Origin of the sequence: Citrobacter sp. FP75 (genome assembly GCF_018342065.1) — a bacterium.
In the GTDB taxonomy this organism is placed as follows: Bacteria; Pseudomonadota; Gammaproteobacteria; order Enterobacterales; family Enterobacteriaceae; genus Citrobacter.
Genome location: NZ_JAFDOE010000001.1, coordinates 71,692 through 87,054, shown reverse-complemented (window position 1 = coordinate 87,054; position 15,363 = coordinate 71,692). Strand labels below are relative to the sequence as shown.

Genomic DNA, 15,363 nt, shown 5'->3' with positions numbered 1-15,363 from the left:
GAGTGGATTGATGAAATACAACACCTTAGGAAAAACCGACCTACGGGTCTCCCGCCTTTGCCTGGGTTGCATGACGTTTGGCGAGCCCAATCGCGGCAATCACGCCTGGACGCTGCCTGAAGAGAGTAGTCGCCCGATAATCAAACACGCCCTTGAGGGCGGCATTAACTTTTTCGATACCGCTAACAGCTACTCCGCTGGCAGCAGTGAAGAAATTGTCGGCCGTGCGCTGCGTGATTTCGCCCGCCGTGAAGATGTCGTGGTCGCTACCAAAGTTTTTCACCAGGTTGATGATTTAGCTGAAGGCTTATCCCGCGCACAAATCCTGCGCTCGATCGACGACAGTCTCAGACGCCTGGGTATGGACTATGTGGACATCCTGCAAATTCACCGCTGGGATTACAACACGCCAATCGAAGAAACGCTGGAAGCCCTCAACGACGTAGTAAAAGCCGGTAAAGCGCGCTATATCGGTGCCTCATCGATGCATGCTGCGCAATTTGCGCTGGCGCTGGCCTTACAGAAGCAACACGGCTGGGCGCAGTTTGTCAGCATGCAGGATCACTACAACCTTATCTATCGCGAAGAAGAACGCGAGATGCTGCCGCTTTGCCATCAGGAAGGTGTGGCGGTGATCCCATGGAGTCCGCTGGCGCGTGGTCGCCTGACGCGGCCATGGGGAGAAACAACCGCGCGAGTAGTCTCAGATGAAGTCGGCAAAAATTTGTACCGTGAGAGCGATGAAAACGACGCGCAAATTGCCGCACGGCTGACCGGCGTCAGTGAAGAGCTGGGCGTAACGCGTGCGCAGGTGGCACTGGCATGGCTGCTGAGCAAACCCGGCGTGGCAGCACCGATTATCGGCACATCGCGTGAGGAACAGTTGGATGAGTTGCTCAATGCGGTGGATTTAACGCTGAAGCCGGAACAGATTGCCGAACTGGAAACACCGTACAAACAGCATCCGGTGGTGGGATTTAAATAAGTCTCGGTTTGCCGGATAAGGCGTTTACGCTACCATCCGGCAAACCCATTTAAATAATACCTACCGGCCAGTGATGGCCGATAAAATACAGGATCCCGGCAGAAAGTATCCCGGCCACAATGTCGTCGATCATGATCCCTGTACCGCCATGTACGTTGCGATCGAACCAGCGGATCGGCCACGGTTTCCACATATCCAGAATACGGAAAATCACAAAGCCCGCGGCAACCCACTGCCAGTCGTTGGTCGGTAGCGCCATCAGGGTTATCCACATCCCGACAAATTCGTCCCAGACAATGCTGCCGTGATCGTGAACGCCCATATCTTTCGCCGTTTGATGGCACAGGTAAACACCGATACAAATCGACAACATGACCACCAGCGAATACAGCTGCCACGGCAGAAACGTCATTAAATACCAAAATGGGATCGCCGCCAGCGATCCCATCGTGCCAGGAACTATTGGGCTTAGCCCACTGCCAAAACCAGTAGCCAACAGGTGCCACGGGTTGCGCATACTCAGGCGGCTTTTGGCGACATCTTTTTTAAGGCGCGGCAAAATGGTCATATCCTTTCCAGTCGAACGTGACGGGTTTTCCATCGCGCGTAAAGTGAATGCCTTCCACATCCGCGCTCATCTGCCCGATGCAGGTAAACGACGCGCCGAGATGTCCCAGCGCCACGTCCAGTGCACCACGGTTAATTTCCGGTACGGTAAAGCATAACTCATAATCTTCACCGCCCGAGAGCGCCCAGCGCAGCGCCTGTTCCGGTTCAACGTGCTGGATAAATGCCGGTGAGTAAGGCAGCGCATCGACGTTAACCCGCGCGCCGCAGCCGCTGGCATTAACGATGTGTCCCAGATCGGAAATCAGGCCGTCGGAAATATCGATAGCCGCACTAGCCAGGTCACGCAGGGCTTGTCCCTGCAAGATACGCGGCGTGGGGCGAAGATGACGCTGAAGCAGATAGTCTGCGTCTTTTGTCTCTGTAACCTGCAATCTGTTTTGCAAAATAGCTAAACCGGCGGCACTGTCGCCCGGCGTGCCGGTGACGTAAATCCAGTCTCCCGGCTTCGCGCCTGAGCGTTTTAAGGCCCGCCCTGCGGGGACGTAGCCGTGGATACCCAGCGTCATCGACAGTGGCCCACGCGTGGTGTCCCCGCCAATCAGCTGCATACCATAGTAATTGAGGAGTTCAAACAGGCCATCGCTGAAGGCTTCAAGCCAGGCTTCATCGACGTCAGGTAACGTGAGCGCCAGCGTCAGCCATGCAGGGTCAGCGCCCATCGCCGCCAGATCGCTTAGATTAACCGCCAGCGCTTTCCAGGCCAGATCTGTTGGATCAATATCGGGAAGGAAGTGATTACCCGCCACCAGCGTATCGGTACTGATCGCCAGCGTCTGTTTTTCAGGGATGTTCAGGAGTGCGCAATCGTCACCAATGCCGGTTTCGACGTCAAGACGAGAGCTTCTAACACGGTCAAAATAACGGGCAATCAGGGAGAATTCGCCGCATGCCATACGTTATGCCTCAGCAGGAAAAAAGAAAAGGCCGGCGACAGCGGAAATATAATTCCGCCATCCTGCCGGCCTGGAGATCACTTTTTGTTGGGGCGAATCGCAGGTGCTGCTTTATCCAGTACGCCGTTGACGAACTTATGGCTATCTTCAGCGCCGAAGGTTTTCGCCAGTTCAATCGCTTCGTTGATGGCCACTTTATACGGCACATCACTACGTTTAGACAGTTCAAACAGTGCAATACGCAGTACGGCTTTTTCTACCTGACCCAGCTCTTCCAGCAGACGAGACAGGTATGGCTTCATCAGTCCATCCAGGTACGCGCTGTTAGTCGCCACCCCGGACAGCAGTTCACGGAAATACAGAACGTCGACATCTTTTACGTCCTGTTCCGCCAGGAACTGGTATTCAACATCAGAGATGTCGTTCTGGGACAACTGCCAGGAGTAGAGCGCCTGGACGGCACACTCACGGGCGCGGCGACGAGCAGCAGGTTTCACGGATTTCCCCTTACAAAAATCAGGCCTTAATGGCTTTCAATACATTAATCATTTCAAGCGCGGTCAGAGCAGCTTCTGCGCCTTTGTTACCGGCTTTCGTGCCAGCACGTTCGATGGCTTGTTCAATACTTTCGGTGGTCAGAACACCGAAGGCTACCGGAATGCCACTGTCCTGAGCGACATGCGCCAGGCCATTGCTGGCACCGCCAGCCACATATTCGAAGTGTGCGGTACCACCACGGATCACCGTGCCTAACGCAATCACCGCGTCATATTTACCGGTTTTTGCCAGAGCGCCAGCCGCCAGCGGCAGCTCATACGCGCCTGGAACCCAAACGACGGTAATGTTTTCATCTTTAACCTGACCAATACGCTTCAGGGCGTCGATCGCACCTTCCAGCAGGCTGTCATTGATAAAGTTGTTGAAACGCGCAATGGTGATGGCGACGCGAGCGTCCGGAGTAGCAACGTTAGCTTCAATAATGTTCATATTCTTCCTTCGGGTTCGATTTATAGCCCCGTAAGGGGGGCGGATTTTATCATAATATTCTGTGCGCTGCTTCCTCTAAATCAGAAAGCCTCACGCAGTCGTTAAATGCAGGCAAACGTCCGGGCCCACCTGGCGTATCTCGTTGAATTTGAAATGGGGGGCATCGGCCAGTTTCTCAAGGCCCGGCAGCACACATAATCCTCGCGCATCACTTCCTAACAGTTTAGGCGCAACATAAACGATTAGCTCATCGACCAGCCCAGCCTGCAATAACGCGCCAGCAAGCGTTGGGCCAGCCTCAACCCAAATGCTGTTAATTTGCTGCTTACCCAGTTGCATCATCAACACCACTAGATCCAGATTCCCGTTATGCTCCGGCACCTTCAGACTGCGAACGCTCTCAGGCCAGATACGCGAATCGTCGTTGCTGCGGGCAATCCAGGTTTCTCCCGGCTGTTGCACAATACGATGCTCAGGCGTGACCTGGTTTTGGCGATCGAGAACAATGCGGATCGGCTGACGCAGATTTTCCTGCGGATACAACGCCTGGGTTGATTCATCAAGCTCCGACCAGCGGACGGTAAGCTGAGGATCGTCCGCCAGTACCGTGGCACTGCTGGTTAATATGGCATGACTTTGCGCACGCAGGCGCTGAACATCGCGACGCGCCTGTGGTGACGTTATCCACTGGCTTTCACCGCTGGCCATCGCCGTGCGACCATCAAGCGATGCGCCGAGCTTAAGCTGTAGATACGGAAATCCGGTGCGCATCCGCTTGAGAAAGCCTTTATTCAGCAGCTCAACGTCGCTCATCATCATGCCGTGACTGACGTCAATGCCCGCCTGCTGTAAACGGTAAAGCCCGCGTCCAGCCACCTGCGGGTTGGGATCCTGCATCGCGGCAACCACGCGCGTCACGCCCGCAGCAATCAACGCATCGCAGCACGGCGGCGTGCGCCCGTGATGACTGCACGGCTCAAGCGTCACATAAGCGGTGGCCCCTTGCGCTTTATCACCAGCCATACGCAGCGCATGGACCTCGGCATGAGGTTCACCCGCACGGTGATGATACCCCTCACCGACGATTTCCCCGTCTTTAACAATTACACAGCCCACGTTGGGATTGGGGTGGGTGGTAAAACGTCCGCGCGCAGCAAGTTTCAGCGCGCGCGCCATGTAAAATTCATCCTGCATGGCTTAGTCCTGTAGGCGAGCGATCTCTTCGCCAAATTCTTTGATATCTTCAAAGCTCCGATAGACCGAAGCAAAACGGATGTAGGCGACTTTATCGAGCTTTTTCAGTTGCTCCATCACCAGATTACCGATCATTTTACTCGGAACCTCGCGCTCGCCTGTCCCGCGCAGCTGGGATTTTATATGGTTCAACGCCATTTCGACGTCATCTGCGCTGACCGGCCGTTTCTCAAGTGCTCTGAGCATGCCGCTGCGCAGCTTTTCTTCATTAAAGGGTTCACGCACGTCGTTGCTTTTCACAACGCGCGGCATAACCAGCTCAGCCACTTCAAAAGTGGTAAAACGTTCGTTACAGACCAGACACTGCCGGCGTCGGCGTACTGAAGAGCCCTCGCCTACAAGACGAGAGTCAATTACCTTAGTGTCTACGGCGAAACAGAATGGGCAATGCATACGGCGTCCTGATCAGGTGGTTAACAGAAATCTATTTTACCCTGAACTGGCGTGACAACAAAGGCAGAGCGCTTTTGAGACAAAGGATCGATGCCTTCGTGCTCTGTGCACACTACCATTATGCTATCGCGACAATGAAGGAAGTAATCACAATGACAAGACGTTACCTAAGAATTCTCCTGGTGGGAAGCCTCTTTAGCCTTAGTGCCTGCGCACAGCAAGCCGAAGTACGTCAAATGCATCAAAGCGTTAACACGCTGAGCAAAGAGATGACGCAGCTCAATCAGGAAACGGTAAAAATAACGCAACAAAATATGTTGAATGCGAAATCCACCCGCGGCGTCTATTTATTACCCGGTTCAAAAACCCCGGCCCGACTGAACAGCCAGATTGGTACGCTACGCATGTCGCTGGTGAATATTGCACCAAATGCAGACGGCACACGTCTGACCCTGCGTATTCAGGGGGAATCCGACACGCCTCTACCGGCATTTAGCGCTACCCTGGAGTACGGGCAAATTCAGGGCACCACGGACAACTACCAGGAAGTGGGTGTTAAGAATGAATTGATCAACGCCCCAGCAAGCGTTCTTGCCCCCAGCGACATAGACATTCCGCTGCAACTGAATGGCCTGTCGCCTGACCAGCTCGGTTTTGTGCGCATCCATGACATCCAACCTGTGACCCAATAAACTTTTTCGCGGAATGTTTTGTGCGTTCCGCAACACTATCCTCCACCATTTTGTTACTCCTCTGACATCACCGAGATTTTTAGTAAAACTTGGCAACATTCACCGGAGTCAGTACAATTCGCCGCCTAAAGTACGCAAACGTGAACGCAATCGATTACGTAAATGATAGAACTGTGAAACAAGACATATTTTTGTGAACAATGATTTTTATAATAGGCTCCGAAGAATTACGAAATATTTAGAAACGCAATTTGCGCCTTTTTCACTCCCGAAAGGGATTTCAAACAGTGGCATACATATGAAAAAAACATTACTTGCAGCCGGTGCAGTGCTGGCGCTCTCCTCGTCTTTTACTGCCAACGCAGCAGAAAATGACAAACCGCAATATCTGTCCGACTGGTGGCATCAGAGTGTTAACGTGGTGGGTAGCTACCACACCCGTTTCTCTCCGAAACTGAACAACGATGTCTATCTGGAATACGAAGCATTCGCCAAAAAAGATTGGTTTGATTTCTATGGCTACATCGATATTCCGAAGACCTTTGACTGGGGTAACGGCAACGATAAAGGTATCTGGTCTGACGGTTCCCCGCTGTTTATGGAAATCGAACCACGTTTCTCCATCGACAAACTGACCGGTGCTGACCTGAGCTTTGGTCCGTTCAAAGAATGGTACTTCGCCAACAACTACATCTACGATATGGGTGATAATAAAGCCAGCCGCCAGAGCACCTGGTATATGGGTCTGGGTACCGATATCGACACCGGTCTGCCGATGGGTCTGTCCCTGAACGTGTATGCTAAATACCAGTGGCAGAACTATGGCGCATCCAACGAAAACGAGTGGGATGGCTACCGTTTCAAAGTGAAATACTTTGTGCCGATCACCCAGGTTTGGGGCGGCCAACTGACCTACATCGGCTTCACTAACTTCGACTGGGGCTCAGATCTGGGCGATGATCCGAACCGCACCAGCAACTCTATCGCTTCCAGTCACGTTCTGGCACTGAACTACGATCATTGGCACTACTCCGTAGTCGCTCGTTACTTCCATAACGGCGGCCAGTGGAAAGGTGGCGATACGCTGAACTGGGGCGAAGGCGACTTCAGCGCGAAATCTACCGGTTGGGGTGGTTACCTGGTAGTTGGTTACAACTTCTAATCCAGACAATTTATCAACGACAAGCCAGCTTAACCGCTGGCTTTTTTATGGTTGGTCTTCACAGCGGACTTTACGTAAAAAGTCACTTAGCGAGCGATCGGCGCGTTCGCGAAATTGCCTGTCGAGTGGGGTGATTTGCAGACAACGATCCACACGAAAACAGCGATAATCTTCGCGCCTCTCACACCACGCCACCAGCAGCCAGTGCTCACCCCAGAAAAATAACCCCAGCGGCTGAACGTCGCGGCAGGAGAGATTCCCGGATTCATCGCGATAATGCAGCGCCAGCATCTGCTGCGCCGAAACCGCGCGGTGAATGAGATCAAACGCGCTGCGTGAATGTGGCTGATTGCCAAAATCTGGAGCAAAAATCCGCGTTTGCTCCGCTCTGCGACGGCTCTCTTGCGGCAAGATCGCCAACACTTTTTCCTGCGCAGATTCCAGCTCGCGGGCGAGAGAATCCCCTCCCCAGGTTTTCAGCAAACGGATAGCGACAATAAGTGCTTCCGACTCACGATGCGTAAGCATTAGGGGCGGCAGATCAAACCCGGCCAGCAAGCGATAACCACTGCCAGCCTCACCTTCGACGGGTACGCCGGATAATGATAAATCACAGATATCACGGTAGATCGTACGTGGCGAAACCCCGAGACGCTCCGCCAGCTGCGCCGCCGTTGTCAGTCGCCTGCCTCGCAGGATCTGCACAATCTGGAACAACCGATCGGCGCGTCTGGTCATCTTTGCTCTCTCTCAGGAATTATTGCGCAGGCTGATGTAAGCCAACACGATTGCCTTCGCTGTCGGTAAATAACGCAATCGTGCCGATATCCTGCCCCAGTTCAAGTGGCCCAAACACACATTCGCCACCCACCGTTGTGACCCGATCGAGCGTCGCCGCCAGATCGTCCGTATGCAGATAAATAATAGCGCCCTGCTGCGAAGGTATAATACCGTCAAATTTTGCCAGTGCGCCGCCAGGAGCAGGATCCTGATGCGGGAATACCGCCAGATCGGCACAATCCATCTTCTCCCGGCGCAGCGAAACCTGCATCACCGTCTCATAAAATGCAACGGCACGATCCATTTCCACCACCGGAATTTCAAACCAGTTAATGACATTTTTCATACATCCTCCTGCCTTAATGAGTAAGTTCAGGAGGACTATAAAACAGGGCTACTGACAGCGTACTGTCAGTAGTATTGTGACAATCTACAGACAAAAAAATCCCGACCTTGCGATCGGGATTTCTGTTCTTACACTTCACGCCGATTAAGGCAGAATAGACGGCTGATCCGCCCCTTCTTTCTCGACCTTCTGCTGCAGCATGTGCTCGCGCTTCATACCCAGCTTCAGCGCCAGCGCCGATGCTACGTAGATAGACGACGCCGTACCGATGGACACACCGATAAGCATGGTCAGCGAGAAGCCTTCCAGTACCGGACCACCGAAGAGGTACAGCATCAGAATAACCACTAACGTCGTACCAGAGGTGATCAACGTACGGTGCAGCGTCTGGGTCAGCGACACGTTAAAGATTTCGTAAGGTGTGCCGCGACGGATTTTGCGGAAGTTCTCACGAATACGGTCAGAGACCACGATGCTGTCGTTTAGCGAGTAACCGATTACCGACATCAATGAAGCGACGATAGTCAGGTCAATCTCGATATGGAACAACGACAGAACCCCAAGCGTGATGATCACGTCGTGCGCCAGTGAGATAACCACACCCGCCGCCAGTCGCCACTCAAAGCGGAAACCGACGTACACGAGAATAGAAATCAGCGCCACAATCAGCGCCATGGCACCGTTTTGTGCCAGATCGGCACCGACGCTAGGCCCAACGAATTCGATACGCTTCACAGCTGCATGCTGGTTGGTGGCTTCGTTAATGACGCTCAGCACCTTACTACCCAGCACCTGCCCACCGTTTTCACCTTCGGTTGGCGGCATACGTACCATAATGTCGTGGCTGCTACCGAAGTTCTGCAAAAGCGGCTCAACGAAGCCCGCTTTCTCCAGCGCATCGCGCATCACGTCCATTTCCGCCGGTTTTTCCAGCGTGATTTCAATCACCGTACCACCGGTGAAATCGAGACCCCAGTTAAATCCGCGTACGCCCATCACGACAATAGCCGCAATCAGCAGGAAACCAGAGATGCCGAAAGCCCAGTAGTCCCAGCGCATAAAGTCGATGACTTTACGGCCGTGGTTCAATTGTTCAACAGTATATTCCTGTGCCACTTCGCACTCCTCAGATTGACAGCTTTTTGACGCGCTTGCCGCCATACAACAGGTTTACGATGGCACGTGTCCCGACGATCGCGGTAAACATCGACGTCGCCACACCAATACCGGTAGTAATCGCGAACCCTTTAATTGCCCCGGTACCGACTGCATACAGGATCAGAACTTTAATCAGCGTCGTAATGTTCGCATCGAAGATGGAACTGAATGCGCCCGCATAACCTTCGTTGATCGCCTGCTGAATCGAACGTCCGTTACTCAACTCTTCTTTGATACGTTCGTTGATCAGTACGTTAGCATCGACCGCCACGGCAAGGGTTAAGACGATCCCCGCTATACCCGGCATACTTAGCGTAGCGCCCGGCAGCAGCGACATGATACCGACAATCAGTACCAGGTTCGCAATCAGCGCGCTGGTCGCAATCAGACCAAACTTCTTGTAGAAGAAGATCATGAACAGGATAGAAACCACCAAACCGGCCAGACACGCTTCCAGACCCTGCTTGATGTTCTGCATACCCAGAGTCGGGCCGATAGTGCGTTCTTCAACAATCTGAATCGGCGCAATCAACGCACCGGCACGCAGCAGCAGAGAAAGCTGACGCGCTTCGTTCGGGTTGTTGATACCGGTGATACGGAAGCTGTTACCCAGTCGAGACTGAATGTTAGCGATGTTAATCACTTCTTCCTGTTTCACCAGCACGGCACGACCGTTGGCATCTTTCTTACCGCTGTCTTTGTACTCCACGAACAGGGTCGCCATCGGCTTACCGATGTTGTCCTTGGTGAAGTTGGACATGATGTTCCCACCTGCACTATCCAGCGAGATATTAACCTGCGGCTGATTGTATTCGTCCTGGCTGGAAGTGGAGTCGGTGATATGGTCACCGGTCAGGATCACACGCTTGTACAGCACAACCGGCTGTCCTTCGCGAGACTGTTTCACTTCTGAGTCACCCGGTACACGCCCGGATGCCGCCGCAGACTGGTCCACGTTGGTGTTTACCAGACGGAACTCCAGCGTCGCCGTTGCGCCCAGAATCTCTTTCGCACGCGCGGTGTCCTGAATACCTGGCAGTTCGACCACGATTCGGTCAGCACCCTGGCGTTGCACTACCGGCTCAGCTACACCCAGTTGGTTAACACGGTTACGCAGAATGTTAATGTTCTGCTGTACCGCATACTCACGGGCTTCGCTCAGACGAGCATCGGTCATGACCGCACGCAGCGCATTGCTGCCCTGGCTGGAAATAACCAGATCCTGATGACGCTTGCTCAGGTAAGAGATAGCGTCGTCACGGGCTTTGCCATCACGGAAGGTGATGCTCAGGCCGTAGTTATCTTCTTTACGAACGGTAGTATAAGGAATGCCTTTTTCACGCAGATCGCTGCGCAGGCTATCGATATTTTGTTCCTGCAACTTACTCAGCGCGGTGTCCATATCCACTTCCATCAGGAAGTGAACGCCGCCACGCAGGTCAAGACCGAGTTTCATCGGTTCTGCATGAATAGCAGACAGCCAGCGCGGTGTTGCCGGAGCAAGGTTAAGCGCCACGACGTATTGATCACCCAGCACGCCCAGCAGCACTTCACGCGCGCGCAATTGGGTATCAGTGGAGTCGAAGCGCGCAAGAATAGCGCCCTCTTCCAGAGCCACAGACTTAGGTGTGATTTTTTCTTCTTGTAACGTTTTCTGGACCTGGATCAGCGTTTGCTCACTGGCGGCGGCACCGCGCACGCCAGTGATTTGAACAGCCGGATCCTCACCATACAGGTTGGGAAGTGCGTAAAGCAGGCCGACGATAATCACGACGACCAGCATGATGTACTTCCACAAAGGATAACGGTTTAACACGGCAGTTCCCTTTGGGAAAACGAAATATTACAGCGCCTTCATGGTGCCTTTCGGCAGAACGGCAGCTACGAAGTCACGTTTGATAACCACTTCAGTGGTGTCGTTCAGTGCGATAGAGATGTAGCCAGTTTCTGCTACTTTAGTCACACGACCAACCAGACCACCGTTCGTCAGGACTTCATCACCTTTGGCAATGGAGCTCATCAGGTTTTTATGTTCTTTGGTACGCTTTTGCTGTGGGCGCAGGATCATGAAATAGAAAATCAGACCAAACACCACCAGCATCAGAATCAGAGACATCGGGCTGCCCTGCGCCGGAGCACCTGTTGCCGCTACCGCATCAGAAATAAAAAAGCTCATTCAAATTCCCTCATTATTAATATTAATCAACGTTCAAAGGTGGAACAGGTCGACCCTGACGTTGGTAAAAATCGGTCACGAAGCTCTCTAATTTACCCTCTTCAATAGCCTTGCGTAAACCCGCCATCAAGCGCTGGTAGTAACGAAGGTTATGAATGGTATTGAGTCGCGCGCCCAATATTTCGTTGCAACGGTCAAGATGATGCAAGTAAGCGCGTGAATAATTGCGACAGGTGTAGCAATCACACTCGGCATCGAGCGGACTGGTGTCGCTTTTATGCTTCGCATTACGAATTTTTACCACGCCGTCAGTCACAAACAAATGACCATTACGGGCATTTCGCGTTGGCATCACGCAGTCAAACATATCAATACCGCGACGCACGCCTTCAACCAGATCTTCCGGTTTGCCGACGCCCATCAGGTAGCGAGGTTTATCTGCCGGAATTTGCGGACAAACATGTTCCAGAATACGGTGCATGTCTTCTTTCGGCTCACCCACAGCCAAACCGCCGACAGCGTAGCCATCAAAGCCGATATCTACCAGACCTTTGACGGAGATATCACGTAAATCTTCGTAAACGCTGCCCTGAATGATGCCAAAAAGCGCATTTTTGTTGCCGAGGCCATCAAAACGGTCACGGCTACGCTGCGCCCAGCGTAAAGACATTTCCATTGAGCGTTTAGCATAGTCCCAGTCAGCCGGGTACGGTGTACATTCGTCGAAGATCATCACGATATCGGAACCGAGATCGTATTGAATCTCCATCGACTTCTCAGGATCGAGGAAAATCGGATCGCCGTTGATCGGGTTGCGGAAATGCACACCCTGCTCGGTGATCTTGCGAATATCACCCAGGCTGAATACCTGGAAACCACCGGAATCAGTGAGGATCGGTCCTTTCCACTGCATGAAATCGTGAAGGTCGCCGTGCAGCTTCATGATTTCCTGACCCGGACGCAGCCACAGGTGGAAGGTGTTGCCGAGAATAATTTGTGCGCCGGTGGCTTCAACTTCTTCCGGCGTCATGCCTTTTACCGTACCGTAGGTACCCACAGGCATAAAAGCAGGCGTTTCCACTACGCCACGATCAAACACCAGGCGGCCACGGCGGGCGCGTCCGTCGGTGGTATCCAGTTCGAATTTCATTTTTTCTCCAGTACGTCAGAAAAACAGTCCAACGTTTAAGACCTGCGCCGCGAATTTATTCCCCGACGCGCTCAGAAATAGCCTGCGGATTGTACGTGATAAACATGGCATCCCCGTAACTAAAAAAGCGATATTCCGCTTTAACCGCTTCATGATAGGCGTTCATGGTGTTTTTATAGCCAGCAAACGCGGATACCAGCATAATCAATGTCGATTCAGGCAGATGGAAGTTAGTCACCAGCGCATCAATCACCTGGTATTTATAGCCTGGATAAATAAAGATTTGCGTATCACCGAAGAACGGTTCGATCAGATCATTTTGAGCCGCCTGGGCCGCGCTTTCCAGCGAACGAACTGACGTCGTCCCTACCGCAATAACACGATTGCCGCGCGCTTTCGCCGCCAGCACCGCGTCGACCACATCCTGCGGCACTTCGGCATATTCTGAGTGCATGATGTGATCTTCGATGGTGTCTACGCGCACCGGCTGGAACGTCCCCGCCCCAACGTGCAGCGTCACGAACGCCATCTCAATGCCTTTATCGCGCAGTTTTGCCAGCAACGGATCGTCAAAGTGCAAACCGGCGGTCGGCGCCGCCACGGCGCCCGGTTTTTCGCTATACACCGTCTGGTACAGCTCGCGGTCAGCGTCTTCATCCGGACGGTCGATATACGGTGGTAGCGGCATGTGGCCGATGGCGTTAAGGATATCCAGTACGCTGCGCTCGTCGTCAAACTCAACTTCAAACAACGCATCGTGGCGCGCCACCATCGTGGCTTTAATACTCTCGTCGTCACCCAGCAGCAGCTCGGCACCCGGCTTTGGCGCTTTGGAGGCGCGAATATGTGCCAGGATGCGTTTGTCATCCAGCATGCGCTCAACCAGCACTTCTATCTTGCCGCCGCTGGCTTTACGCCCAAACAGGCGGGCCGGGATCACGCGGGTATTGTTAAAGACCAGCAAATCTCCAGGGTTGAGCTTGTCGAGCAAATCAGTGAAAGTACCGTGCGTCAGCGCGCCCGTCGGCCCGTCCAAAGACAGCAAGCGGCAGCTACTGCGCTCGGCTTGCGGATAGTGGGCAATCAGGGATTCGGGTAGTTCAAAGGTGAAATCGGTAACGCGCATGACACTGACTCAGACTAAAATAAGAGGCGGGTAGTCTAGTGCCGGGGCGCTTTCCCTGCAACCTTTACCCCTCTTTCGGACAGATAATAGATAATGAATTTTCTTGCACACCTGCACTTAGCGCATTTAGCCGACAGCTCGCTTTCCGGTAATTTGTTGGCCGATTTTGTCCGGGGTAATCCGGAAACGCACTATTCACCTGACGTGGTGGACGGCATTTTCATGCATCGTCGAATCGACGTGATGACCGACAACCTGCCGGAAGTCCGTGAAGCCAAAGAATGGTTTCGCAGCGAGACGCGCCGCGTCGCACCGATTACGCTGGACGTAATGTGGGATCACTTTTTATCGCGCCACTGGTCAGAAATCTCCCCCGACTTCCCGCTAGCGGACTTTGTGAGCTACGCCCAAACCCAGGTTGTCGCTATCCTGCCAGAATCGCCGCCGCGTTTTATCAATCTGAACAGCTATATATGGTCAGAGAAATGGCTGGAACGCTATCAGGATATGGATTTTATCCAGAATGTTCTCAATGGCATGGCCAGCCGCCGCCCGCGGCTCGATGCCCTGCGTGACTCATGGTATGACCTGGACAGGCACTACGATGCCCTGGAAGAACGCTTCTGGCGTTTTTATCCGCAAATGATGGAACAGGCCCGCCGTAAAGCGCTTTGATGACCTTATTGCTACGTGCCGGATAAGGCGACGCCGCCATCCGGCAAACATTGATAGCCAAAACCTGTCTCATTGATTGTCAGCGCCTCTTTGTCTTATTCCCGAACACTCTCTATACTGGCCCGCGTTGCGTTCCAAAAACCCCTTAACTTTGCAGGAGAATTATATGGTACTGGTAACTCGTCAGGCTCCGGATTTCACAGCAGCTGCGGTACTGGGTAGCGGTGAGATTGTTGAGAACTTCAACTTCAAACAGCATACCAACGGTAAAACCACCGTTCTTTTCTTCTGGCCGATGGACTTCACCTTCGTTTGCCCGTCTGAACTGATCGCATTCGACAAGCGTTACGAAGAATTCCAGAAGCGCGGCGTTGAAGTGGTTGGCGTTTCATTCGACTCTGAGTTTGTCCACAACGCATGGCGTAACACCCCTGTCGACAAAGGCGGCATTGGTGCAGTGAAATACGCAATGGTTGCTGACATCAAGCGCGAAATCCAGAAAGCTTACGGCATCGAGCACCCGGAAGCGGGCGTTGCTCTGCGCGGTTCTTTCCTGATCGACGCAAACGGCGTTGTTCGCCACCAGGTTGTAAACGACCTGCCACTGGGTCGTAACATCGACGAAATGCTGCGTATGGTTGACGCGCTGCAGTTCCACGAAGAGCACGGCGACGTTTGCCCGGCACAGTGGGAAAAAGGTAAAGAAGGTATGAACGCGTCTCCGGACGGCGTTGCAAAATACCTGACCGAGAACGTTTCCAGCCTGTAATTGGCGGATGAATTGAGAAAAGGCTCGCTAATGCGAGCCTTTTTTGTAGAACAGCATTCAGGTTAATAGGTGCCTGACGTCTTTTTTCCCTTTTTCCCCTTGCACCGCCCCAGCTCAACTCCGCACTAAGTTCACGCGCGCTTCTGAATCAGTAAAGACCCTAAAACTGCCGTTTATCCTGCCTCTC

The 15,363-nt window shown here is 53.0% G+C and carries 18 protein-coding genes; 5 read left to right on the top strand and 13 right to left on the bottom strand.

The annotated features are described in order from the left end of the window. Window positions 1-10 precede the first annotated feature (10 nt). Window positions 11-985, top strand: coding sequence for a 1-deoxyxylulose-5-phosphate synthase YajO (yajO, locus tag JQ822_RS00405; RefSeq protein WP_213131813.1), 975 nt, complete (start codon window positions 11-13; stop codon window positions 983-985). Between the two features lie 49 nt (window positions 986-1,034). On the opposite strand, the gene pgpA is transcribed toward yajO, so the two are convergent. The 6 genes from pgpA to nrdR all read right to left on the bottom strand — a co-directional run bounded on the left by pgpA (window position 1,035) and on the right by nrdR (window position 5,142). Beyond that, entirely contained in the window at window positions 1,035-1,553 is a 519-nt protein-coding gene (gene pgpA, locus JQ822_RS00400) for a phosphatidylglycerophosphatase A (protein WP_003021578.1), read from the bottom strand. After that, window positions 1,531-2,508 (bottom strand): thiamine-phosphate kinase, encoded by a 978-nt coding sequence (thiL, locus tag JQ822_RS00395; RefSeq protein WP_213131812.1) that lies wholly within the window; start codon window positions 2,506-2,508, stop codon window positions 1,531-1,533. The genes pgpA and thiL overlap by 23 nt, the downstream gene beginning before the upstream one ends. Before the next feature lie 77 nt (window positions 2,509-2,585). Beyond that, complete coding sequence (nusB, locus tag JQ822_RS00390; RefSeq protein ID WP_096758086.1) at window positions 2,586-3,005, bottom strand: transcription antitermination factor NusB; 420 nt, start codon at window positions 3,003-3,005, stop codon at window positions 2,586-2,588. 19 nt (window positions 3,006-3,024) lie between these two features. Continuing rightward, entirely contained in the window at window positions 3,025-3,495 is a 471-nt protein-coding gene (ribH, locus tag JQ822_RS00385) for a 6,7-dimethyl-8-ribityllumazine synthase (RefSeq protein WP_045440500.1), read from the bottom strand. A gap of 90 nt (window positions 3,496-3,585) precedes the next feature. Further along, the gene (ribD, locus tag JQ822_RS00380) at window positions 3,586-4,689 is read right to left on the bottom strand and encodes a bifunctional diaminohydroxyphosphoribosylaminopyrimidine deaminase/5-amino-6-(5-phosphoribosylamino)uracil reductase RibD (protein ID WP_213131811.1); all 1,104 of its coding nucleotides are present in this window, start codon (window positions 4,687-4,689) and stop codon (window positions 3,586-3,588) included. 3 nt (window positions 4,690-4,692) lie between these two features. Beyond that, a complete protein-coding gene (gene nrdR, locus JQ822_RS00375) occupies window positions 4,693-5,142 on the bottom strand; it encodes a transcriptional regulator NrdR (protein WP_096758088.1) in 450 nt (149 codons plus the stop codon). Window positions 5,143-5,294: 152 nt separating this feature from the next. Here nrdR and JQ822_RS00370 point away from each other — a divergent pair, with 152 nt between their 5' ends. Both JQ822_RS00370 and JQ822_RS00365 read left to right on the top strand, forming a co-directional pair. Further along, on the top strand, window positions 5,295-5,834 hold the full coding sequence (locus tag JQ822_RS00370) for a DUF3251 domain-containing protein (RefSeq protein ID WP_213131810.1): 540 nt from the start codon (window positions 5,295-5,297) through the stop codon (window positions 5,832-5,834). A 298-nt stretch (window positions 5,835-6,132) separates the two neighbouring features. Beyond that, a complete protein-coding gene (locus tag JQ822_RS00365; protein ID WP_003021561.1) occupies window positions 6,133-6,996 on the top strand; it encodes a nucleoside-specific channel-forming protein Tsx in 864 nt (287 codons plus the stop codon). 45 nt (window positions 6,997-7,041) lie between these two features. Here JQ822_RS00365 and JQ822_RS00360 read toward each other — a convergent pair whose 3' ends face one another. From JQ822_RS00360 to queA, 7 genes are all read right to left on the bottom strand, one after another. Further along, window positions 7,042-7,734 (bottom strand): helix-turn-helix transcriptional regulator, encoded by a 693-nt coding sequence (locus JQ822_RS00360; protein WP_213131809.1) that lies wholly within the window; start codon window positions 7,732-7,734, stop codon window positions 7,042-7,044. A 19-nt stretch (window positions 7,735-7,753) separates the two neighbouring features. Then, a complete protein-coding gene (locus tag JQ822_RS00355) occupies window positions 7,754-8,122 on the bottom strand; it encodes a VOC family protein (protein ID WP_213131808.1) in 369 nt (122 codons plus the stop codon). Between the two features lie 144 nt (window positions 8,123-8,266). Beyond that, complete coding sequence (gene secF / locus JQ822_RS00350) at window positions 8,267-9,238, bottom strand: protein translocase subunit SecF (RefSeq protein ID WP_135322878.1); 972 nt, start codon at window positions 9,236-9,238, stop codon at window positions 8,267-8,269. A gap of 10 nt (window positions 9,239-9,248) precedes the next feature. Further along, a complete protein-coding gene (gene secD / locus JQ822_RS00345) occupies window positions 9,249-11,096 on the bottom strand; it encodes a protein translocase subunit SecD (protein WP_213131807.1) in 1,848 nt (615 codons plus the stop codon). A gap of 27 nt (window positions 11,097-11,123) precedes the next feature. Further along, window positions 11,124-11,456 (bottom strand): preprotein translocase subunit YajC, encoded by a 333-nt coding sequence (yajC, locus tag JQ822_RS00340; protein ID WP_052283894.1) that lies wholly within the window; start codon window positions 11,454-11,456, stop codon window positions 11,124-11,126. 22 nt (window positions 11,457-11,478) lie between these two features. After that, window positions 11,479-12,606 (bottom strand): tRNA guanosine(34) transglycosylase Tgt, encoded by a 1,128-nt coding sequence (gene tgt, locus JQ822_RS00335; protein WP_135322880.1) that lies wholly within the window; start codon window positions 12,604-12,606, stop codon window positions 11,479-11,481. Window positions 12,607-12,661: 55 nt separating this feature from the next. Beyond that, window positions 12,662-13,732 (bottom strand): tRNA preQ1(34) S-adenosylmethionine ribosyltransferase-isomerase QueA, encoded by a 1,071-nt coding sequence (gene queA / locus JQ822_RS00330; RefSeq protein WP_213131806.1) that lies wholly within the window; start codon window positions 13,730-13,732, stop codon window positions 12,662-12,664. A 93-nt stretch (window positions 13,733-13,825) separates the two neighbouring features. Between queA and acpH the strand changes: the two genes are divergently transcribed. Both acpH and JQ822_RS00320 read left to right on the top strand, forming a co-directional pair. Further along, complete coding sequence (acpH, locus tag JQ822_RS00325; RefSeq protein ID WP_213131805.1) at window positions 13,826-14,407, top strand: ACP phosphodiesterase; 582 nt, start codon at window positions 13,826-13,828, stop codon at window positions 14,405-14,407. Window positions 14,408-14,573: 166 nt separating this feature from the next. After that, the gene (locus JQ822_RS00320; protein WP_003021524.1) at window positions 14,574-15,176 is read left to right on the top strand and encodes a peroxiredoxin; all 603 of its coding nucleotides are present in this window, start codon (window positions 14,574-14,576) and stop codon (window positions 15,174-15,176) included. Window positions 15,177-15,363: the final 187 nt, after the last annotated feature.